Here is a 20523-nt window from a genome sequence, read left to right as displayed (position 1 = left end):
CTCGCCCTCAGAGGGTGCCGCTGACCAGCACCGGGCTCGTCGGGACCGGGGAACCACCCGCGGGCTCGACCGTGACCGCGAGGGCGTCGGCGTCGGCGACGGTCCCGTGGAACCACTGGCTGACGTCGGCCCCACCGCCGAGGAGGCTGTCCGGGGACGCGGCGCTGCCACGCACCGTCCAGAGCTGGTAGGTCCGCCCGCCGTCCAGCGCCGGCAGCCCGTGCGCCACGAACAGCGCGCGGTTCTGCTGCCGCGACACCACGAAGGACGCGTGCGCCCCGCCGGGCAGGCTCGCGGGCACGATCCGGGCGTCGGGGGCGGACAGCAGGCCGGCGTCCCCGGCCGCGGCGGTGGGCGTCGGCCGGTCGCCGACGAGCGAGACGACGACGCCGCCGAGCGCGAGCGCGAGCACGCTGACCGCCGCCACGAGCAGGGTGAGGACCCGCGTACGGCGCGCGACGCGGTTCCGGCGTGCTGCGCCGAGGTCGACGACGTCGTCCTCGTCGGCACGCTCGCGCGAGGGCCGGGTCTCGGGCGGGAGCTGGGCGACGGTCGCGACGCCGGACAGGACGGCTGCGCGCAGGCCCGGGGGAGGGGGTGGTGCTGCGGCCAGCCAGCCGAGCTCGGTGGCGGTCTCCCGCAGCCGGGCGACCTCGGTCTGGCAGCGGTCGCAGCGGGCGAGGTGGCGCTCGAAGGCGTCCAGGTCCTCGGGTTGCAGGGCCGCGACGACGTACGCGCCCGCGGCGTCGTGGTCGTTCATGCTCGTCCCCCGTCGTTCGTGCTGCGGTCGTCGGTCTCCAGCGCGGTCCGCAGCCGGATCAGCGCGTCACGGACGCGCGTCTTCACGGTGCCGAGCGGCACCTGGAGCAGGGCGGCGATCTGGTTCTGCGTGTAGCCGCCGAAGTAGGCGAGGGTCAGGGCCTCGCGCTGGAGCGGGGTCAGCGTGCTGAGCCCGCGCCGTACGCGCTCGGCGTCGAGCCGCTGCTCGACGCCCTCCCAGACGTGGTCGACGTCGCGGCCGACCTCGCGGACCGCGTAGTGCTCGATGCGGGCCGTCTCGCTGGTCACCGACCGGACCCGGTCGACCGCCCGGCGGTGCGCCATCGTCGTCATCCACGCGCTCACCGAGCCGCGCGAGGCCTCGTAGCGGGCGGCCTGGCGCCACACCTCGGTGTAGACCTCCTGGGTCACCTCGGCGGCGTGGTCGGCCGAGCGCAGGACCCGCCAGACCACGCCGTGCACGCGGTGCACCGTGCGGTCGTACAACCGGGCGAAGGCGTCCTGGTCGCCCCCGGCCGTGGCGGTGACGAGCTCGACCAGCTCCGCGGCCGCCTCCGCGGCGTCAGCACCCGTGCGGGGTGCGGACCCGCGGCCGACGGGCCGGGGCTCGTCGCCCGGCCCGTCGGTCACCACGTGCAGGTTCATCGGCCCTGGTCGGGGGTCGCGTCGCGTCCGGTCAGGACTTCGGCAGCAGGACGCTGTCGATGATGTAGACGGTGGCGTTGGCGGTCTGCACGTTGCCGCAGACGACCTTGGCCGAGCCGTCGACCGTGTAGTCCTCGCCGCTGCCGGTGACCTTGATGGTGGTCTTCGCCAGCGAGGTGTGGTCCCCGGCGAGGTCGGACGGCGCCAGCTTCGGCGACGTCACGTGACCGGTGAGGATCGCGGTGAGCGTCTTCTTGTCGGCCAGGACCTTCTTGAGGTCGGCGGCCGGGATCTTCTTGAAGGCGTCGTTCGTCGGCGCGAAGACGGTGATGTTGTCGGCGTTGTTCAGCGTGTCGACCAGGCCGGCGGCCTTGACCGCGGTGACGAGGGTGGACAGCGCCGGGTTGTTGCTGGCCGCCGTGGCGACCGGGTCCTGCGACATGCCGTCGAAGGAGCCCTTGCCCGAGGTCGGGACCGCGGAGCAGCCCGAGCCGAAGGGCGCGCTCGCGTCGCCGGCCGACGAGGACGGCGACATCGACGGGGTCATCGCCGGGCTGGAGGCGGCGCTGGACGGGGCCGCGGCGCTCGAGGCGGGGGCGGAGCCGCTGCTGGCGGTGTCGCCGCAGGCCGCGAGGCTCAGCGGGAAGGCCACGACGGCGGCGAGGGCGGCGATCTTGCCGAGGCGAGAGGTGATCATGTCAGGTTCTCCTGAGGGTTTCGTTCTGCGTGGCCCGGTCCCGGGCTCACGCGCTGGACATGAGGGGTTCGCGGCGGTGGGCTCACCGGTTTGGTCACGATCTGGTCTCGTCGGAACAAGATCAAAGTGCATCTGACCAGGACTTATGAAGTCCACAGGCTTCCGACCAATCCATCCGCCACGCGGACGCCAGAACACCTGATCATGGCCCGGAAAGGTCATGATCAGGTCTGTCGGGAAGGTGCGGTGGATGCGGTGCTACTCGCTGGTGAACTGGATCTGGTGCCAGCCGCGCGCACCGTCGGGGAACACCTTGGTCCGCGCCTCGGGCTGCGTCGCCCCGGTCGCGTCGGTCGCCCGCACGCGGGCCGAGTGGAGGCCGGGGGGACCGTCGAAGCGGAACGACCACTGGCGCCACAGGTCGACACCGCCGTCGGTCGCGAGCGACGTCTCCTGCCACGCGCCGTCGTCGATCTGGATCTCGACCTTGTCGATGCCGCGGTGCTGCGCCCAGGCCACGCCGGCGATCACCGGCTTGTCCTTCGGGAGCGTGGCGAGGGACTTCGGCAGGTCGATGCGGCTCTGCGTGAGGATCGGCCCGTCGGTCGCCCAGCCACGCTCGGTCCAGTAGGCCGTGCGCTTCGCGTAGGTCGTCAGCTCGATGCGCTCGAGCCACTTGGTGTTGGCGACGAAGCCGAACAGCCCGGGGACGATCATCCGGGCGGGGTAGCCGCGTGCGTCGGCGAGCGGCTTGCCGTCGAGCCCGACGGCGATCATCGCGTCGCGTCCGTCGATGACCGCCTGGTAGGGCGTGGAGGCCGTGTAGCCGGAGTCGAGCGAGTACGAGTAGAGCTGGTCGACGCCGGGCTGGACGCCGACGCGGGAGAGGACCTCGGAGAGCGGGACGCCGAGCCACCGGCCGCTGCTGACGTACGGGCCGCCGACCTCGTTCGACACGCAGGTCAGGGTGATGTCGCGCTCGACCATCGGCATCGCGAGCAGCTCGTCGTAGGTCAGCGTCAGCGGGTGGTCGACCATGCCGTCGACGGTCAGCGTCCACGTGCTCGCGTCGACGCTCGGCGTCACGAGGCTGATGTCGACGCGGTAGAAGTCGTCGACGGGCGTGGTGAACGGCGTCATGCCGGGCAGCTGGACCCCGTCCGGGAGCGGTGGGGCGGGCGACGCAGGCGCGGGCAGCCCGAGGCTGCGGCGCGCGGCCGCTCCCGCGGCGCGCACCCGTCCGACGACGGTTCCGGCGGCGGCGGTGGCCGCAGCCCCTACGGCGACCACGCCGACGGCGACGAGGAAGCTCCGCCGCGACGTGCGGCCGCTGTGCGCGGTGGTCGAGTCGGGCGTCTGCGCCGCTGGTGCCGAGGGGTCGCGCGAGGTGGTCCAGAGCAGCGCGGCGACGCCGGCGACCCCGGCCACGACCGAGGGGACGGCGTCCGTGGGGCCGCCGCGGTAGACGGCGGTGGCCGCGCCGACGACGCCGAGCAGCGCCGTGCCGACGAGCGCCGTGCGCCGGTGCGCGCGGGCGAGGAGACCGAGGACGGCGGCCAGCACCAGGAGCACCAGGCCGACCGTGCCGATCAGCACCGGCTTGTCGTAGGTGCCGAGCAGGCGGACGGCCACCGTCTTGGCGGGCGTCGGCGCGGCGTCGACGAGAGCTGACCCGACCGCGACCAGCGGCGACGCCGCCGGGTCGAGGAAGGCGGCCACCAGGTGGCCGGCGCCGAGCGCCAGGGCCGCGGCGGCGATCCCCGACGCCGCCCGGGCCAGGCGACCGGGCGTACGGACCTCGGGTGCCGGGGCCGGGTCGCCCGTCGGAGCGGGGGCGGCGGTCGTGGTCATGCAGGGAGTTCGCGGCCACCCCCCCCGCGGGTTTGGTGCCGTCCCGGGGCGACGCCGGCTAGAGCCCCTCGGCCACCTTCGCGGTGGCGAGGGTCCAGGCGTCGCGCGAGGCCTTCGACAGCGCCCCGAAGTCGATCGGTCCGCCCGCCACCAGGGAGGGCTCGTGCGGCACGTCCACCACGGCCCGCGTGAGCTGGGCGAAGTGGTCGTGCAGCCGCTGCGACAGGGCGGGGTCGTCCGACGAGCCCGGCGCGGACAGCACGGTGACGGCCTGCTCGACCTTGTCGCCGTGGCCCTTGGCCCGTAGCCCGTCGACGAGCCAGGCGGCGCTGGCGGCGGTGTCCTCGCGGACCGTCGACACGATCACGAGCTGGTCGGCCGCGGCGACCGCGGCCTCCCAGTTGCTGGCCCGCATGTTGTTGCCGGTGTCGACGACGAGGATCCGGTAGAAGCGGCTGAGGGTGCCGTGCAGCCGGGAGAACGCGTCGGCGTCGATCGAGGCCGACGCGGCCGGGTCCTCGTCGGAGGCCAGCACGTCGAACTGGGCGGCGCCCTGCGTACGGACGTAGTTGTCGAGGTCGCCGACCCGGGCGCCGCGCACCTGCTGGAACCGCTCGAGGTCGGCGAGCAGGTCGACGGCCGTGTTCGTGTGGCGGGCGGGCACGGCGCGCCAGCCGAGCGTCCCGCGGGTCTCGTTGTTGTCCCAGGCGAGGGTGTAGCCGCCGCGCAGCGTCGCGAACGTCGCGGCCAGCATCATCACGGCCGTCGTCTTGGACGCCCCACCCTTCGGGTTGACCACGACGACCGTGCGGGGTCCGGGCAGGGAGCGCTGGATCGTCGCCACCGCCTCCCGGTGCTGCAGCTCGCGCGGGCCGGGGCCCGGGTTCACCAGGCCGAAGGTCGCCCGGCGCACGAACGCCTGCCAGCCCGTCTGCGCGGGACCCGGCGCCGGCGCGGGCCGGCCGCCCAGCAGGTCGTCGAGCGTCGGGAGCGCCCGCCGGGCCTGCGGCTCGGCGTCTGGAGCGGGCGCGGGTGCACCAGGACCGACCGGCTGCGGCGCCGGGGCCGCTGCCGGCGGCGCCCAGGGACCGCCCTGCACCTGCGGGCCCGGGGCAGCCGGGCCGGGCGGGTTCCACGGCTGCGGGGCCGACCAGGGCCGCTGCGCCGGACCCGCCGGGGAGCCGGGCTGCACGGGCGCGGGTCCGGACGGACCGCCCCAGGCCTGGGGGGCCGACCAGGGCTGCGCGGCCGTCGGAGGCGCCGGCGCGGGTGCCGGCGGCGCCGGCGGAGCGACGACCGGCGCAACCGCGCTCGGCGTCACCTCGCGGGGGGCCGGGTCGGTCGCCGCGTCCGTCGCGGGTCCGGCCTCGGGGCTCGTCTCGGGACCGGTCTCGGGGTCGGCCGCCGCGGCGTACGCGTCGGGGGCGTCGGTGCTGGTCGCGTCGCCCTCGGACCCGTTCCGGTCGCCCGGGTCGGGCGACGGCGACGCGGTCGCCGCCGGCGTGGGAGCCGCGCCGGCGCCGCCCGACGCCGTCGTGCCCACCATCGTGCCGTCGGGCCTCGCCACGAAGAGCCAGGTGCCGTCCGGGTCGGAGGTGTCGAGCAGGACCTCGCGGCTGAGCCGGACGGCGAGGTCGACGGCCTGCTGGCCGACGAAGGAGCGGGCGTCCTCGACGGTGCCCAGACGGGCGCGGCTCGGCGAACCGTCGACGAGGAGCTCGGCCCCGCCGTACGCGTCGATCCGTGCGACGACCGTGACCGTCCGGTCCGCCCCGTCCGTCCGGTCCGCCTGGTCCGCCTGGTCAGCCATGCTGGCGCCTCCTGCTGCCGGCGCCCGTGCGGCGCCCGGCAGGTGCGCCGAAGCCTAGGGCCCCACCGGTCCGTCGTCAGCCGCGGACGACTTCGCCAGCCGATCCCGTGACCACCACCTTGGTCGCGTGCGCCGCGTCGAGGGAGGTCTCGACCGCGAGCGCGGCGTCCTCGACGCCGAAGGCGTGCGAGACCATCGCCCCGAACGGCACCTCGTGCGCGTGCCGGGCCAGGACCGCCAGGGTCCCGGGGTAGGCCGTGAGGTCCTCGCCGCCGACCCCGGTGATGGTCAGGCTCCGCCCGCAGACGACGGCCGGGTTGAAGGACTCGGGGCCCATGTCGACGAAGGCACCCACCTCCACGATCGTCCCGGCGTCCCTGACCATCGCCACGGCGGACGCGAACGAGCCCGGGAAGCCGGTGGCGTTCACGACGACGTCTGCGCCGTCGCCGCGGGTGAGCTCCAGCAGCTCCTGCGTCGCCGGGGCCGCGTCCGCCGGCCCCGCGTCCTCGTCGGCGACCAGGACCGTGTCGGCGCCCACGAGCCGCCGGGCCAGGTCGAGCCGCAGCGGGGAGCGGTCGACGGCCACGACCCGGCCGGCGCCCATCAGAGCGGCCTTGACCAGGTGCGCCATGCCCAGCGAACCCACCCCGACCACGGCGACCGTGTCCCCGGGCCGGAAGCCGCCCGGGCGCCGGTGCCCGGCGACCCGCTCCAGGCTGTGGGTGACGGCGAAGATCTCGGTGAGCACCGCGACGTCGGACGGCAGCTCCTCCGGCACCCGGAAGGTGGCGGTGCCCGGCTTGAGGTGGAGCAGCTCCGACCACCCTCCGAACAGGTGCGGCGCCTCGGCGGAGGTCATGGAGTTGCCGTAGTTCTCGAGGTTGCGGCACAGGTAGTAGGGGAAGCGGCGCTGGCAGTTGCGGCAGCGGCCGCAGGCGACGTTCGGCGCCGGGACCACCCGGTCGCCGACCCGTAGCGGCGTCCCGTCGTACGCGTGCACCGGTCCGCCTGCGTCGCCGATCGCCTCGACGCGGCCCACGTTCTCGTGGCCCTGGATGATCGGGAAGGGCGTGCGGCGCTCCATCGCCGTGCCGGCGTACTGGACGGTCTCACCGCGGTAGGTGTGCTTGTCGGTGCCGCAGATGCCCGAGGCGATCATGCGGAGCAGCACGGCTCCCGGCTCGAGGTGCTCGGGCACCGGGTAGTCCCGGACCTCGATGGTGCGGGGGGCGACGAGGGTGGCGGCGCGGACCACGGTGCTCCTCGGGGTCGACGGACGGGCTACCTGCTTCGTACCAGGCGCGGCTCAGCCGACCGGAGGCGCCCAGGCCGGTCGGGGGACCAGGCAGAACGGGTGCCCGGCCGGGTCGGCGTAGACGTGGTCGCCGCCGGCCAGCCGCGTCGCGCCCAGCGCCACGACGGCGGCGTCCGCGGTGTCGAGGTCGTCGACCATCACGTCCAGGTGCACCTGCTGCGAGCTCCCGCGATCGGGCCAGGTCGGCGGGCGGTGCCCGGGCGAGCGCTGGAAGGCGAAGCCGGAGTCGTGCTCGCTCCGCGCGACCACGACCCAGTCGGACGAGACGTACGTGACCGGCAGGCCGAGCAGCTCGGCGTAGAAGCGCGCGAGGGCGAGCGGGTCGGGGCAGTCGTACGCGACGTGGTGGGGCCGGCCGATCACCGCCTCATCGTGCGCCCTGCGGGTGCTGGTCGGCCAGGTCAGGGCGCAGCGTGGAGCGCAGGGCGAGCACCGCGACGACGGCCACGGCGCCCATCGTGGTGACCGCGACGGCCGGCCCGAGGGTCGCGGCCAGCGCCCCGGCGGCGACCGGGCCGAGACCCTGGCCGCCCATCAGCCCGCTCGACAGCAGCCCGAAGCCCAGGCCCTGGTCGGCCTCGGGCAGCGACTCGGCGAACCGCCGCTGCAGCCCGACCTGGTAGGCGAAGCCCAGCCCGCACGCGACTCCGAGCCCGACGACCGCCGCGTACGGCAGGCCGAGCGCCCAGGGCACCAGGGGGAGCCCGACGAGCAGGGCCAGCGGGAAGGCCAGCTGTTCGCGGCGCCACGGGCGCAGGGCCCGTCCCACCAGCAGGTCGCCGACCAGCATCCCGACGGGGACCGCGGCGAGCACCAGGCTGGCGCCGCTCGCGGGCCAGCCGCGGTGGGCGACGTACCCGACGACGAGGGCCTCGACCCCGGTCACCAGCCAGGCCGGCACCCACTGGGCGAGCAGCAGCCCGCGGACGCGGGGGTCGGCGAGCAGGCGCCGGTTGCCCCGCAGGGTCTGGCGCACCGCGCCGCCCGTGGCCGGCGCGTGCGCGACGGGGTGGTGGCGCAGCCCGAGGCGGGCGACGAGGGCGCCGAGCACGAGGGCCAGGCCGGAGACGAGCAGGAGCCCGCGCGGGCTGAGCGCGAGCAGGAGCACGCCGCCCAGCGCGAGGCCGGCGACCTGCGCGACCGAGCCCACCGCGCTCAGCACCGACCGGCCGACGACGAAGCGGTCGCCGGTCAGCAGCGTGCGCGTCAGGCGACCCGTGGCGGCGGTCCCGACCGGGTCGAAGGCGCCGACGCAGAAGACGAGCGCGAGCATCGCCGCCACCGGCAGGTGGAGCAGGCCGATCAGCAGCCCGGGGACGGCCCGGACGAGGAGGGAGACCACCACGAGGGCGCGGGCGGGGAGGCGGTCGGCGAGCGAGGTGAGCAGCGAGCCGCCGAGCAGGTACGGCGCGAACCCGACCCCGTACGCGACCGCCGACCAGAACACCGAGCCCGTGGTCGCGAGCACGAGCACCGAGAGGCCGAGGATCTCCGTGGTCGTCGACAGGGCGCGGAGCAGGAAGGTGCCGAGCAGGACCCGCATCTCCCGGTCCTCGAACACCTCGCGGTAGGTCGCCCCGCGCGCGGGCGCGCGGCCCGCGGGGCCGAGCGCTGGCGGGCTCGTACGGGTGGGTGCGGGGGGAGCGTCGGTCACGTCGTCGAGCCTGCGGCCCGTCCGGCGACGTCGCTACTCTTTCGGCGTGGCGCGAAAGGTCGTTCGGCGGACGGGGGAGCGGCCCGTCCACCCGGTGCCGACCTCCGCGCTCCGGTGCTCGCGATGGTGATGAGGCTCCGGGTCGGTCCGGACGACCTCGCGCAGAGCCGGTTCGCGGTCTCGCCGCTGTGGGAGGTCGTGCACGCGGTCATCGCCCTGGCCGGCCCGCGGCGGGGCAGCCCGGCGCAGCCCTGGCTCGAGCGCGCCCGGGGACGGTTCGCGGAGCTGCGCCGGCAGGCCGACGTCGACGTCGTGCTGGCCCTGCAGCCGCCGGGCTACGGCGCGGACTTCGTCGTCCCGCCGCCGGTCGGCGTCCACACGACGGTCGAGGACCTGCTCGACGCGGTGCGCTCGACGCCGCTCGACCAGGCCCGCCACGAGGTCGGCCGGGCGCTGCGCGAGGGCGAGGAGCACGGCAAGGTCGTCTCGCCCCGGGTCCGCGCGGTCCTCGAGCGCGACGACCTGCCCGCGTACGTGGCCGACGTGCTGGCCGTGGCCTGGCGGCTGCTGCTCGCGCCGGACTGGCCGCAGCTGCGCGCCATCCTCGAGCGCGACGTCGTGCACCGGGCCGACCGCCTGGCGCGAGAGGGGTGGGCGGCCGCGCTGGCCGACGTCCACCCGGACCTGCGCTACGACGACGGCTTCGTCGAGCTGCGCGGCCGCGCGTCCGGTGGCGTCGTCGACCTGGCCGGGCGGGGGCTGATGCTGATGCCGTCGGTGTTCGTGTGGCCGAACGTCGCCTACGGGGTCGACCTGCCCTGGCCGCCCACGCTCATCTACCCGGCCCGCGGGGTGGCCGCGCTGTGGAGCCCGCAGCGGGCGGGTTCCGCGGACGGGCTGGCCCGCCTGGTCGGGCCGACGCGCGCCGCCGTGCTCGCCGCCCTCGACGAGCCGGCGAGCACGACCCAGCTCGTGGCCGCCCTGCGCCTGAGCGTCGGCGGCGTCGGGGACCACCTGGCCGCGCTGCTCGCCGCCGGTGTGGTCACGCGGGCGCGGGCCGGACGTTCCGTGCTCTACCGCCGCACGCCGGTCGGCGACGCGCTCGTCGCCGCCGGCGACCCGCGCTAGCCGGCCGTGTCCTCGAGGTAGACCAGCGCGTTGCCCTCCGGGTCGTGGAACGCGAACATCGGCGGCACGCCCGGCCAGCGCAGCACCTCGTCGTTGTCCAGCGCGACCCCGGCGTCGCGGACGCGCGCGTACGCCTCGTCGGCGTCACCCGTCCCCATCCGGACCGCGACGGGGATCGGGCTGTCGGGCGGCAGCAGCACGACGCCCACGGTCGACCCGGGCGGGCGGACCTCGATCATCCGGACGCCGGGCACGGGCTCACCGTCGAACACGAGCTCGCAGCCCAGCACCTCGGTCCAGAACCGCAGCGCCGCGTCCGGGTCGGTGACCGGGACCGACACGCTGAGCACCCTCGTCGTCTTCGCGTTCGTCATGCCGGTGGGACCAGCCCGGTGCGGCGAACTCATCGGCACCCGGCCACGGGCGCCGCCCTCAGTCGGTGCGGAAGCTCTGGTTGAGCCGGCCGGCGGCCCGCCGCCCGAGCGTGGTGATCCGGTCCATGCGCGACCGGGCGCGCGGTCGCATCCGCGCCTGCGCGACGTGGCCGGGGACACGCTCGTACTCCCGGGCAGGCGGCGCGCCGGGCAGCAGCCGCGTCATGGTGCTCAGCATCAGCGCGGTCGCGCGCGGGGCGAGCGCGTCGACGCGGCCGGCCAGCTTGGCCATCGGCGTCGGCTGCACGACCGCCCGCCCGTCGAGGACGGCGTCGACGATCTGGCTCGCCGCCTTGTCGGCGTCCATCGAGATCAGCGGGATGTTGTCCAGCGTCGAGAACCAGGCGAACTCGCGCGGCTGGTCGCCGACGAACTGGGCGTTGAGGTGCGAGCCGGTCCGCATCAGGCCCGGCTCGACCGCGGTCACCGTGACGCCGGTGCCCGCGAGCTCGGAGCGCAGGCCGCGGGCGAAGCCGGTCGCCCCGAACTTGGCCGTGCTGTACGGGAGCAGGTGCGGGGCGGCGATGATGCCGCCCACCGAGGTGATGATGCCGATCGTGCCGTGGCCGCGCTCGACCATCCGCGGCGCGACGACGAGGGAGGTGTTGATCGGGCCCCACAGCATGATGTCGATCGCCTCGCGGAAGTCGTCGCGGCTGAGCGAGGCGAACGGGCCGACCTGGATGACGCCGGCCACGTGCAGCAGCACCTCCACCGGCCCGACCCGGGTCTCGACGTCCTCGACCAGCGCGGCGATGCCGTCGGCGTCGCGCACGTCGCAGGCCACGACCTCGACCTCGGCGCCCTCGAGGCGCAGCTTCTCGGCGGCCCGCTCGAGGTCCTCGGCGTTGCGGGAGACGAGCACGAGCCGGTGGTCCCGGGCGGCCAGCTGACGGGCGGCCGCGAAGCCCAGCCCGCGCGAGCCGCCGACGACGAGGGCCAGCGGCTTGCTGCCCGACGGTGCGCCGGTCACGCCCGCACCGCCCCGGGCCGGGCTGCTGCCGGGTCGTGCCGCCACGTCACCTGCACGCTGGTCTCCTTCGTCTGCGTCCACACCCTTCGAGTCTGCGGTCGGGGGGCGTCCGGACGCGGGGAGCGGGCTTCCTCAGAGACTCCTTACCCGCGGCGGCCCTCGTCCTGGTCCCGGCGACGTCGGACGGCCCGGACGACCAGCGCCGCCGTGGCGGTCAGCAGCACGGCCCGCCAGCCGCGGCGCCACCGGCGCGCGACGCGGGCCTCGTCCGCCCGGACGGCCGGGGCGGGCCCCAGGACGCGCCGTCGCAGCAGCCGGCCGAGGGCGTAGTTGAGCCCGTAGTGGTAGCCGAACGACACGACGACGGTGTGGGCCAGGCCGAAGTCCATGCGCCGCGACGAGGTGTCGACGACGGTTCCGCCGTCCCACGCCACCCGCCCCCAGGCCTGCAGGCGCCGGCGCAGGTCGACCTCGTCGCCGCCCTGCGTCAGGCGCACGTCGTAGCCGGGGAAGCCCTCGCGGCGGAAGGCCACGTTGGTGGCCGTGAGGTAGATCAGGCGGCCCGTCGTCGCGTGCAGGCGACCGACCACGACGAAGAAGGCGGGCGGGAACACCGCGGCCCACCACGGCGGGTCGGCGTAGCGGCAGGGCCCGGCGACCGCGACGAGACCGGGATCGGCCCGGAACCGCGCGTCCAGGCGCCGCAGCCAGTCCGTCGGCACCACGGAGTCGGCGTCGGTGGAGGCGATCAGCTCGCCGCGCGCCGCCTCGACGCCGGTCTGGCGGGCCTGGCACACGCCGAGCCGCGGTTCGGCCACGACCCGGACCCCGAGGCTGCGCGCCACCTCCGCGGTGGCGTCGGTGCTGGCGTTGTCGACCACGAGCACCTCGTACGCGGCGTCGACGTCCTGGGCGAGCAGCGCGTCGAGCGCGGCGCCGAGGTCGGCCGCCTCGTCGTGCGCCGGCACCACCACGCTGAAGCGCAGGTCCCTGGTCGCCGGAGCCCCCGGCCCGGTCGCGATCACGGCGCGCTCACGGGCTCGACCAGCGGCGCAGGAGGGAGAAGGTGACGGCGGCGAGCAGGGCCACCGGCACCAGCGCCCAGAAGGCGGGACCGAAGGCGTCCGCGTACGCCGCCGCCACCGCCGCCCGGTCGGCCGCGGCGGCGTGGGCGAGACGTTCGGGTCCCCAGGAGGCCAGCGGCGCGCCTCCCACGTCGCCGCCGAGCGCGAGGCGCCGGGTCACCCACGCGCCGACCGCGCCGGTCCCGACGACGACGCCGACCTCGCGCAGCAGGTTGTTCGCGCCGGTCGCGGTGCCGACCTCGGCCTCGGCCACGCCGGCCTGCACGACCACGACGACGACCTCCCAGACGCAGCCGATGCCGGCGCCGAGCAGGACGAGTGCCGGGACGACGCTGACCAGGGTGGGTTCGAGGGCGGCCAGCAGGACCAGTCCCGTGGCGACCGCGAGCGCGCCGACGACGAGCAGGGCGCGCACCGGCCCGCCGCGCCGCACGACCTGGGCGGCGGCGACGGTGAGGATCCCGAGCCCGCCGAACAGCGCCAGCATCAGCACCCCGGCCATGGCCGGGTCGAGGCCGAGCACCAGCTGCAGGTAGGTCGGCAGGTAGACGAGCATCCCGAAGGACGACGCCCCGAGCAGCAGCCCGCCGGTGGTGGCGAGGCGCACCTGCCGCCGCCGGAAGACGGTCAGCGGGGAGTGCGGGCGGGCCTGGCGGGGACCCGGCCGGTCGTCCGGCATCAGCGCCACCGCGGCGACGACGGCGGCGAGGGCGAGGGGGAGGTTCAGCCAGAAGGCCCACCGCCAGCCGGGCCCGGCGGCGAGCCAGCCGCCGAGCGGCGGGCCCAGGACCACCGCCGAGGCGAACACCGCGCCGACGCCGCTCATCACCGCCGCCCGTTGCCGCAGCGGCACGAGCACGGCCACCTCGGCCTGGACCAGCACCAGCAGCCCGCCCGCGCCGCAGCCCTGGACGAGCCGGGCCCCGACGAGCGTCCACGCGCCCGGCGCCAGCGCGCCGAGCACCGAGCCGAGCAGGAACAGCGCCACCGCGACCACGAACAGCCGCCGCCGCCCGAAGCGGTCGCTCAGCCACCCGTACGCGGGCAGCACCGCCGTGCTCGCGACCAGGTAGCCGGTGGTGACGAGGGCGAGCAGGCGCAGGTCGCCGAGGTCGGCGGCGATCGTGGGCAGCGCGGTCGCCACGACGGTCTCGGCGAGCTCGGAGGCCAGCAGCGCCGCGCTCATGCCGACCAGCAGCACCGCGCCGCGACGGTTCAGGCCGAGCCGCGCGAGCCCGCGGGACCGCGCGTCGTCGGCGCTCCCGCCGTGCTCGACGTGCTCGTCGTGCTCAGCGGTTCCGGACGGCCGGGACACGGGCACCCTCCGCGACCGCGGCCGCCACGACGTCGACGGGGTCGGGCATGGCCGCCAGCTCGGCGCGCAGGCGGCCCGCCGCCTCGCGGTAGCGCGGCCGGCGCAGCGCGTCGCGCACCGCACCGCGGATCCGGCGCTCGGAGGGACGCCCGGTCCGCAGGTCGAGGCCGGCGCCGGACCAGGCCGCCCGCGCCGCGACCTCGGGCTTCTCCTCGCTGGCGCCCGCGACGACGACGGGCACGCCCTGGGTCAGGGCCTGCTGCACCCCGCCCCAGCCGCCGTTGGTGACCACCACGTCGGTGCGCGGGAGCAGGTCGGCGTAGGGGACCAGCTCGGCCACCTGCGCGTTGGCGGGCAGGACGCCGCCCAGCAGCGCGCGCACCTCGGCGACCGGCCGGCCGCCGGTGGTCGCGACGACCCGGACCGGCTCGTCGGCCAGTGCCCGCAGGGTCGGCACGAGCAGGTCGGTGAGGTCGGCGTTGGCGAACGTGCCCTGCGTGACGTGCACCAGCGGCGCGTCGCCGGGCGGCGGCGTCCAGGCCGCGGGATCGACATCGGGCCGGTCGGCGGCGAGCGGCCCGGCGAAGACGATCGACGACGGCAGGTCGCGGCGCGGGTACTCCAGCCCCGGCACCGACAGGTGGAACGTCGTGTCGAACAGCGCGGCCACGTCGAAGTAGCCGACGGGGCACGGCGGCTGCCCGAGCTCCGCGAGCTGGGCGTCGAGCGCGACCTGCAGGGGGCGCAGCGGGCCGTGGCGCAGCAGCCAGTAGATCTGCCGGTTGCGCAGCCGCGCGGCGGCGCTCCGCCCCGGGGCCATGCCCGAGCCGAAGGGCGCGCAGTCCGGGCTCGTCAGGGCCAGCGGGGTGATCGACACGCCGAGCACGGGCGGACGGTCGGCGCCTCTGGTGAGCAGCGGCAGCACGCCGAGGAACGCGGTGTCGGCGACCACCACGTCGTACGCCGTCGCCGCGAGGGCCTCGGTGAGGGCGCGGTGCTGGGCGGCGAGGGGGCGGACGAACATGCCGGTGATGTCGTAGCGCCCGGCTGCGATCCGGGAGCGGTGCCGGCGGCGCGGCAGCCAGGACTCGAGGTCGGCGTCGTCGTAGTCGACCTCGGGCGGCAGGGGCAGGAAGTCCAGGCCCGCGCCAGCGGCGGAGGCGGCGTACTTGCTGCCCGACAGGAGGGTGGCCTCGTGGCCGCGACGACGCAGCCCGCGACCGAGCGTGAGGACCGGCGAGACGTGCCCGAAGATCGGGCTGCTGAGCAGCAGGACCTTCGTCATCGGTTGTCGTGCACCCCTGTCCGTCGCCGGCCCGGACCGCCGACGGACGTCGGGTGCTCGGGCTCCACCCCGAACTTACCCAGCGCGGCGGCGCCGTCCCGGAGCCGCGCGCGTGCGACTGCTCACCTGCTCAGCGGACCCTCAGTCGCCGGTGGTGCCGTCGTGGAGCTCCCGCAAGAGGTCGAGGTGCCCGTTGTGGCGGGCGTTCTCCTCCACGAGGTGCAGCAGCACCCAGCGCAGCGTGGGGCGCTCGCCGGAGCGGAGCGGCGTCGCGGACAGGTCGTCGAGGTCGAGGTCGGCCACCAGCGCGTCCGTCCGGCGGGCCTGCTCGACCCACCCCTCGAGCACCTCGGTCAGGGGCAGCCGGCCGCCGTCGACGAACTCCTGGTCCGGCGACTCGTCGGTCCAGGGGCCGAGGTCCGGACCGTCGACGAAGCGGTTCTCGATCCAGGAGTGCTCGACCCAGCGCAGGTGGTTCACCACCCCGCCGATGCTCATCAGGGGAGAGCCCGGCAGGGGAGCGGCGTGCGCGCCCGCGTCGTCCAGCCCGCGGCACTTCTCGGCGGCCGTGTCGCGCGTGTACTGCAGCATCGCCAGCAGCGTCGCGCGCTCGTCCCAGCTCGAGGGAAGGTCGGTTCGCGTCATGGCGACATGATCGCAGCCCATGATCGGCGAACCCCTGCCGAACGGCGCGCGGAGCCCTACGCTGCGCACGTGGTGTTCCAGCTCGCGTACGGCAGCGTGGCCTCCCGGTCCCTCGACCGGGACGCGCTGCTGGCCCTGCTGCGCCAGTCCCGGAGCAACAACACCGAGCGGGGCGTCACCGGGATGCTGCTCTGCTCCGAGGGCCGCTTCTTCCAGCTGCTGGAGGGTTCCCGGGCCGAGGTGCTCGACCTCTTCGCGACGATCGCGGAGGACCCGCGCCACCACGCGGTGACGACGCTCGCCGAGCGGCACCGGCTGCTGCGCCAGTTCCCGAGCTGGACGATGGCGTTCCGCGACCTCGTGACCGAGCCGATCGCCGAGCCCGGCTACACCGCGCTGTTCGACGAGGCGCTCGAGAAGGCTCCGTGGGCGGCCGTCGCGCTGCTCGACCGCATGCGGCCGTCCGGGCCGAACGGGTGGCCGACCGTGCACCCCAACCGGGTGCTCGGCCTGCCCTGACCCGGCCGGCGTGCCGCCGCACGGGGGATCAGACCGTGAACGCCTCGCGGAAGCGCCGCAGGGCGCGCTCGCTGTCGCCGTCGGCCGCGTACGCCTCGAGGCCGACCACGCCGTCGTAGCCCATCGCCGCCAGGGCCCTGGCGACGGCGGGGTAGCTGATCTCGCCGGTGCCCGGCTCGCAGCGCCCGGGGACGTCGGCCACCTGGATCTCGCCGATCGCGTCGCCCGCCCGCCGGCAGAGCTCGACGAGGTTCCCCTCGCCGATCTGGGCGTGGTAGAGGTCGAGCATCATCCGCAGGTGCGGGCTGCCGACGGCCTCGACGAGGGCGAGGGTGTCCTCGGCCCTCGCGAAGGGCACGCCGGGGTGGTCGACGGCGGTGTTGAGGTTCTCCAGGCAGAAGACGACGCCGTGCTCCTCGCCGAGCGCGGCCACGCGGCGCAGCGTGTCGACCGCGGCCACCCACATGGGCCCGGTCACGGTCGCGATCGGCTGCACCGGCAGACCACCCTCGCCGAGGCCGGTGCCGTGCAGGTTCAGACGACCGATGCCGAGGCGCTGCGCCACGGGGATCGACGCGGCCGCGGTGCGCAGCAGCTCGTCGGCGCCCTCGGGGTCGGTGAGGGTCCCGCGGACGTAGCCGGTCATCGACGAGAAGGACACGCCCGCGTCGGCGAGGGCGGCCAGCGCGTCCACGTCCTTGGCCGTCCAGTCCCAGATCTCGACGCCGAAGCCGAGCGCGTCGATGCGGCGGACCCGTTCGAGCAGCGGAAGGTCGGTGAAGACCATCTCCGCGCAGACGGTCAGGGTGAACGGGCCGCTCATGCGGCGACCGCCCGGGCCTGCGCCTGCGTCACCGTGACGGGTGCGTGGGCCTTGACCGACTCGACGCAGGCCAGTGCGACCGCGAGGGCTCGCCGGGCGTCGTGGCCGGTCACGCTCGGCTGCCGGTCCTCGCGGACCGCAGCCACGAGCTCGCGGAGCTCGCCGGCGTACGCGTCGCCCATGAGCTCGACGTCGCCGCGGGCGGTGTCGGCGCGGCGGCCGGCGCTGGTCGAGACGCGGGCGGTCGTCAGGGCGCCGTCGCCGACGGTGACCATGCCGGCGGAGCCGAAGACCTCCGCCCTGACGTCGTAGCCGTACGCCGCGGAGAAGCTCGCCTCGGCCACCGCTCGCGCCCCGTTGTCGAAGGTGATGACGACCACGGCGGTGTCGAGGAGACCGGCGTCGGCGAAGTCGGGCGCGACGAGCGCGTCGGCGGTCGCGTACACCTCGACCGGGCTGGCGCCCGGGTTGAGCCAGAGCAGCGTGTCGAAGTCGTGGATGAGCGTCTGGGTGAAGACGGTCCACGGCGGGACGGCGGCCGGGTTCGCGAGACCGGGGTCGCGCGTCAGGCTGCGCATCAGCTGGACCTGCCCGACCTCGCCGGCGACGACGGCGGCGTGCGCGGCGGCGAACCCCGCGTCGAAGCGGCGGTTGAACCCGACCTGCAGCGTCGTGCCCGCCGCGTCCACCGCGGCCAGCGCCCGGTCCATCTCGGCGAGGGTCATCGAGGCGGGCTTCTCGCAGAAGGCCGGCTTGCCCGCCCCGGCGACGGCCACGATCAGGTCGGAGTGCGCCGTCGAGCTCGCGGTGATGACGACGGCGTCGACGTCAGGGGAGTCGATCAGCGCCTGCGGGTCGTCGAAGGCGACGGCGCCGTAGGTGTCGGCGAGCGGTCCGGCGGCACCGGCGCGGACGTCGGCGACGGCGGCGAGGACGGCGCCGGGCACGCGCTCGGCGATGGTGCGCGCGTGGGCGGTGCCGATGCGGCCGGTGCCGACGAGGCCGAGGCGGAGGGGCGGGGGCAGCGGCATCGCGAACTCCTCAGACGGGGAACTAGAGCGCGCTAGTTCTACCGCCGGAGGCAGGTTCCGGTCAACCGGACGAACTTCTGCGCCCCTGTCCACCTCAGGGGTGGATGCGGTGGCAGAAGTTCGGTGGGCGCTTCGCCCCGGCGTCCGCCCTAGGGTGGCGCCGTGACCGTTCGGCCGACGATGAGCGACGTCGCCGAGCGCGCGGGCGTCTCCCGGGCGCTGGTCTCGATCGTGTTCCGTGACGTGCCCGGCGCAAGCGTCGAGACGCGGGAGCGGGTCCGGGCGGCCGCGGAGGACCTCGGCTACCGGCCCGACCGCCGCGCCCGGCTGCTCAGCCGGCGGCGGACGCAGGTGCTCGGGGTGGTGTTCGCGCTCGGGCACGAGTTCCACGCGGAGCTGCTCGCCGCGCTCTACCGGTCCGCCGCCGCGCACGGCCAGGAGCTCGCGCTGAGCGGTACGAGCCCGGGACGCGACGAGGGCGAGGCCGTCGGCGACCTGCTCGCGCTGCGCTGCGACGCACTGCTGCTGCTCGGCAGCGCCCTGACGGAGCCGGCCCTGGTCGACCTCGCCGCGTCGGTCCCGACGGTCGTCGTCGCGCGGGCGACCGGCGCCGCCGGCGTGGACGTCGTGCGGACCGACGACGCGGCGGGCGCGGCGCTCGCGGCCCGGCACCTGCTCGACCTCGGCCACACCCGGCTCGTCCACGTCGACGGCGCAAGGGCCGCCGGCGCCGAGGAGCGGCGGCGGGGGTTCGGCGAGGCGGTCGTCGCTGCGGGGGTGTCGGTCGACGTCGTGCCCGGCGGGCTCACCGAGGAGGACGGCGCCGCCGCGGGCGAGCTGCTCCTGGCCCGCCCGGCGCTGCCCACCGGGCTGGCGGTGTTCAACGACCAGTCCGCCGCCGGGGTGCTCGACGTGCTCCAGCAGGCCGGTCGGCGCTGGCCGGCGGACGTGAGCGTGGTCGGCTACGACGACAGCCGCCTCGCCCGTGCGCGCTGGGCGCGGCTCACGACGGTTCGCCAGGACGTCGACGCCCTGGCCGGGCTCGCGGTCCGGCGGGCCGTCGAGCGGGTCGACGAGCCCGACCTCGTCGGCCGCGAGGACCTCGTCGCGCCCAGCCTCGTCGTGCGCGGCAGCACCGGGCCGCCGCCGGGTGGGCGCTGACATGGGCGTCGGGGTCGTGCTCTGGGCGGCCCTCCTGGTCGCGGCCACGGCGCTGCACGCCGGCTTCCAGCTCACCGTGACGGCGCTGACCTACCCGGCGCTGGTCGAGGTCGAGGAGACCCGCTTCGCCCGGGCGCACGCGCTGCACTCGCGGCGGATCGTCCCGCTCGTCGCCCTCGTGTACGGGACGGTCGTGGTCACGTGCCTGGGCGCGCTGGTGACGGCCCCCGGTGCGGTGGCCGTCTGGGTCGCCGCGGCGGCCAGCGCCGTCGCCGTCCTCGTCACCGCCCTGCGCGCCGCGCCGCTGCACGGTCGGCTGGGCCGCCACGGGCCGGATGCTGCGCTGCTCACCGCGCTCACCCGCGCCGACCGCGTCCGCACGGCGGCGGCGCTGGCCGCCCTCGTGGCCGCCGTCGTGCACGCCGCCGGGTTCTGACCCGTGCGGGCCGCACCAGGCCCGTCGGCCCGTGGCTAGCGGTCCAGCCCGTCGTCGGTGACCAGGTGCAGCGCCGCGGCCGGTGCCCACTGCACGACCACGGTCTTGCCGCGGACCACCGCGACCTGGGCCTCCCACCCGTCGGCGGCCCGGCGCCAGGCCATCACGAGCCCGGGGCACCGGTAGCCGCCGCTGCAGTCGACCCACACGTGCCGCCGTGTCGGTTCAGGGGTCACGTGACGGCTGGGGGAGCGGGCGACGGGTCGCGCAGGGGGACGAGGCGGTTGGCGTCGACCCAGCTGATCACCAGCGCGTCGGCGAAGGGCGTCGTGGCCACCAGCGCCTGCCAGGGCGAGCCGCCGGCGTTGTGGATCGGCGCGAGCTGCCACTGCAGGACCACGCCGGCGACGGGAGGCCCGTGCTCACCGGTGGTCTGGACCCACACGTGCCGAGCGCCGGGCTCGTGCGGGTGGAACGCCACTGCTGCACCTTATCGAACGTCCGTTCGATAAGGGTTCTCGTGGACGGTTGGTTGCCACTACGGCTGCGCTGGCCGGCGCGTCGGCGGGCGCACTCGTGCACCTCGGCTCCTCGCTCCGACGCACTGGTTCGGCCGAGCTCCGACGACTTGCAGAGCCGCACGCGGCCGCGCCGAGCACGCGGCCGCGCCCAGCACGCGGTCGCGCCCAGCACGCGCTCTTGGGCCGCGGCCGGTCGCGCCGCCGCACCTTGCGGTCGCCCCGCACCCCGGCAGTCACCCCGCACCCGGCAGTCACCCCGCACCCGGCAGTCACCCCTCCCCCCGCAGTGCCCACCCAGCAGTGCCGCACCCAGCAGCGCCGCACCCGGCAGTGCCGCACCCGGCAGTGCCGCACCCGGCAGTGCCGCACCCGGCAGTGCCGCACCCGGCAGTGCCGCACCCGGCAGTGCCGC

General features: G+C 76.0%; 22 protein-coding genes. 4 read left to right on the top strand and 18 right to left on the bottom strand.

The genetic code is table 11. The features are described from left to right. Positions 1-7: 7 nt before the first annotated feature. The 8 genes from BMY04_RS12610 to BMY04_RS12575 form a co-directional block, all read right to left on the bottom strand. Positions 8-760 carry an anti-sigma factor gene (locus BMY04_RS12610; protein ID WP_091180877.1) on the bottom strand — a complete coding sequence of 251 codons (753 nt, stop codon included), beginning with the start codon at positions 758-760 and terminating at the stop codon, positions 8-10. After that, positions 757-1425 (bottom strand): sigma-70 family RNA polymerase sigma factor, encoded by a 669-nt coding sequence (locus BMY04_RS12605; protein ID WP_091180873.1) that lies wholly within the window; start codon positions 1423-1425, stop codon positions 757-759. Before BMY04_RS12605 ends, BMY04_RS12610 begins: the two co-directional genes overlap by 4 nt. 31 nt (positions 1426-1456) lie before the next feature. Further along, positions 1457-2122, bottom strand: coding sequence for a fasciclin domain-containing protein (locus tag BMY04_RS12600; RefSeq protein WP_091180869.1), 666 nt, complete (start codon positions 2120-2122; stop codon positions 1457-1459). 258 nt (positions 2123-2380) lie between these two features. Next, the gene (locus BMY04_RS12595; RefSeq protein ID WP_091180865.1) at positions 2381-3973 is read right to left on the bottom strand and encodes a molybdopterin-dependent oxidoreductase; all 1593 of its coding nucleotides are present in this window, start codon (positions 3971-3973) and stop codon (positions 2381-2383) included. 58 nt (positions 3974-4031) lie between these two features. After that, a complete protein-coding gene (locus BMY04_RS23090; protein ID WP_198410133.1) occupies positions 4032-5783 on the bottom strand; it encodes a MinD/ParA family ATP-binding protein in 1752 nt (583 codons plus the stop codon). 76 nt (positions 5784-5859) lie between these two features. Beyond that, complete coding sequence (locus tag BMY04_RS12585) at positions 5860-7041, bottom strand: zinc-dependent alcohol dehydrogenase (protein ID WP_091180862.1); 1182 nt, start codon at positions 7039-7041, stop codon at positions 5860-5862. A 51-nt stretch (positions 7042-7092) separates the two neighbouring features. Continuing rightward, positions 7093-7464 (bottom strand): VOC family protein, encoded by a 372-nt coding sequence (locus BMY04_RS12580; RefSeq protein ID WP_091180859.1) that lies wholly within the window; start codon positions 7462-7464, stop codon positions 7093-7095. Between the two features lie 4 nt (positions 7465-7468). After that, positions 7469-8755: an MFS transporter gene (locus tag BMY04_RS12575; RefSeq protein ID WP_091180854.1), complete on the bottom strand. Its 1287-nt coding sequence runs from the start codon at positions 8753-8755 to the stop codon at positions 7469-7471. A gap of 123 nt (positions 8756-8878) precedes the next feature. On the opposite strand from BMY04_RS12575, the gene BMY04_RS12570 reads away from it, so the two are divergent. Continuing rightward, positions 8879-9883, top strand: a complete 1005-nt coding sequence (locus BMY04_RS12570; protein ID WP_198410132.1) for an ArsR/SmtB family transcription factor — start codon at positions 8879-8881, stop codon at positions 9881-9883. Here BMY04_RS12570 and BMY04_RS12565 read toward each other — a convergent pair. The 6 genes from BMY04_RS12565 to BMY04_RS12540 all read right to left on the bottom strand — a co-directional run bounded on the left by BMY04_RS12565 (position 9880) and on the right by BMY04_RS12540 (position 15620). Then, on the bottom strand, positions 9880-10224 hold the full coding sequence (locus BMY04_RS12565) for a VOC family protein (RefSeq protein ID WP_198410131.1): 345 nt from the start codon (positions 10222-10224) through the stop codon (positions 9880-9882). The two genes, BMY04_RS12570 and BMY04_RS12565, sit on opposite strands and share 4 nt — an antisense overlap. A 91-nt stretch (positions 10225-10315) precedes the next feature. Next, on the bottom strand, positions 10316-11335 hold the full coding sequence (locus BMY04_RS12560) for an SDR family NAD(P)-dependent oxidoreductase (protein ID WP_198410130.1): 1020 nt from the start codon (positions 11333-11335) through the stop codon (positions 10316-10318). Between the two features lie 98 nt (positions 11336-11433). Then, positions 11434-12315: a glycosyltransferase family 2 protein gene (locus BMY04_RS12555; protein ID WP_091180849.1), complete on the bottom strand. Its 882-nt coding sequence runs from the start codon at positions 12313-12315 to the stop codon at positions 11434-11436. A 7-nt stretch (positions 12316-12322) separates the two neighbouring features. Beyond that, positions 12323-13690, bottom strand: a complete 1368-nt coding sequence (locus tag BMY04_RS12550) for an MFS transporter (protein ID WP_139209841.1) — start codon at positions 13688-13690, stop codon at positions 12323-12325. Further along, positions 13665-14975: a glycosyltransferase gene (locus BMY04_RS12545; RefSeq protein ID WP_091180844.1), complete on the bottom strand. Its 1311-nt coding sequence runs from the start codon at positions 14973-14975 to the stop codon at positions 13665-13667. Before BMY04_RS12545 ends, BMY04_RS12550 begins: the two co-directional genes overlap by 26 nt. A 141-nt stretch (positions 14976-15116) precedes the next feature. Next, the gene (locus BMY04_RS12540; RefSeq protein WP_091180841.1) at positions 15117-15620 is read right to left on the bottom strand and encodes a DinB family protein; all 504 of its coding nucleotides are present in this window, start codon (positions 15618-15620) and stop codon (positions 15117-15119) included. Between the two features lie 69 nt (positions 15621-15689). Here BMY04_RS12540 and BMY04_RS12535 point away from each other — a divergent pair, with 69 nt between their 5' ends. Then, positions 15690-16139 (top strand): BLUF domain-containing protein, encoded by a 450-nt coding sequence (locus BMY04_RS12535; protein WP_198410128.1) that lies wholly within the window; start codon positions 15690-15692, stop codon positions 16137-16139. Positions 16140-16167: 28 nt separating this feature from the next. Here the strand turns inward: BMY04_RS12535 and BMY04_RS12530 are convergent, their stop codons facing one another. Then, a complete protein-coding gene (locus tag BMY04_RS12530) occupies positions 16168-16962 on the bottom strand; it encodes a TIM barrel protein (RefSeq protein ID WP_091180836.1) in 795 nt (264 codons plus the stop codon). Further along, a complete protein-coding gene (locus BMY04_RS12525; protein ID WP_091180833.1) occupies positions 16959-17993 on the bottom strand; it encodes a Gfo/Idh/MocA family oxidoreductase in 1035 nt (344 codons plus the stop codon). Before BMY04_RS12525 ends, BMY04_RS12530 begins: the two co-directional genes overlap by 4 nt. Positions 17994-18155: 162 nt before the next feature. Here BMY04_RS12525 and BMY04_RS12520 point away from each other — a divergent pair, with 162 nt between their 5' ends. Then, positions 18156-19154, top strand: coding sequence for a LacI family DNA-binding transcriptional regulator (locus tag BMY04_RS12520; RefSeq protein WP_198410127.1), 999 nt, complete (start codon positions 18156-18158; stop codon positions 19152-19154). 1 nt (position 19155) lies between these two features. Beyond that, the gene (locus tag BMY04_RS12515) at positions 19156-19590 is read left to right on the top strand and encodes a hypothetical protein (RefSeq protein WP_091180827.1); all 435 of its coding nucleotides are present in this window, start codon (positions 19156-19158) and stop codon (positions 19588-19590) included. Positions 19591-19625: 35 nt separating this feature from the next. Here the strand turns inward: BMY04_RS12515 and BMY04_RS22780 are convergent, their stop codons facing one another. Both BMY04_RS22780 and BMY04_RS22775 read right to left on the bottom strand, forming a co-directional pair. Further along, the gene (locus BMY04_RS22780; protein ID WP_170854110.1) at positions 19626-19799 is read right to left on the bottom strand and encodes a hypothetical protein; all 174 of its coding nucleotides are present in this window, start codon (positions 19797-19799) and stop codon (positions 19626-19628) included. A gap of 23 nt (positions 19800-19822) precedes the next feature. Further along, on the bottom strand, positions 19823-20071 hold the full coding sequence (locus tag BMY04_RS22775) for a hypothetical protein (protein ID WP_091180823.1): 249 nt from the start codon (positions 20069-20071) through the stop codon (positions 19823-19825). Positions 20072-20523 lie beyond the last annotated feature (452 nt).

Origin of the sequence: Microlunatus flavus (genome assembly GCF_900110855.1) — a bacterium.
Lineage (GTDB): Bacteria > Actinomycetota > Actinomycetes > Propionibacteriales > Propionibacteriaceae > Microlunatus > Microlunatus flavus.
This window is presented reverse-complemented; position numbering and strand designations above follow the sequence as displayed.

Coding starts and splice junctions, on each gene's coding strand:
- BMY04_RS12610 (WP_091180877.1), bottom strand. CDS start 760: ATGAACGACCACGACGCCGCGGGCGCGTACGTCGTCGCGGCCCTGCAA.
- BMY04_RS12605 (WP_091180873.1), bottom strand. CDS start 1,425: ATGAACCTGCACGTGGTGACCGACGGGCCGGGCGACGAGCCCCGGCCC.
- BMY04_RS12600 (WP_091180869.1), bottom strand. CDS start 2,122: ATGATCACCTCTCGCCTCGGCAAGATCGCCGCCCTCGCCGCCGTCGTG.
- BMY04_RS12595 (WP_091180865.1), bottom strand. CDS start 3,973: ATGACCACGACCGCCGCCCCCGCTCCGACGGGCGACCCGGCCCCGGCA.
- BMY04_RS23090 (WP_198410133.1), bottom strand. CDS start 5,783: ATGGCTGACCAGGCGGACCAGGCGGACCGGACGGACGGGGCGGACCGG.
- BMY04_RS12570 (WP_198410132.1), top strand. CDS start 8,879: ATGGTGATGAGGCTCCGGGTCGGTCCGGACGACCTCGCGCAGAGCCGG.
- BMY04_RS12545 (WP_091180844.1), bottom strand. CDS start 14,975: ATGACGAAGGTCCTGCTGCTCAGCAGCCCGATCTTCGGGCACGTCTCG.
- BMY04_RS12540 (WP_091180841.1), bottom strand. CDS start 15,620: ATGACGCGAACCGACCTTCCCTCGAGCTGGGACGAGCGCGCGACGCTG.
- BMY04_RS12530 (WP_091180836.1), bottom strand. CDS start 16,962: ATGAGCGGCCCGTTCACCCTGACCGTCTGCGCGGAGATGGTCTTCACC.
- BMY04_RS12525 (WP_091180833.1), bottom strand. CDS start 17,993: ATGCCGCTGCCCCCGCCCCTCCGCCTCGGCCTCGTCGGCACCGGCCGC.
- BMY04_RS12515 (WP_091180827.1), top strand. CDS start 19,156: ATGGGCGTCGGGGTCGTGCTCTGGGCGGCCCTCCTGGTCGCGGCCACG.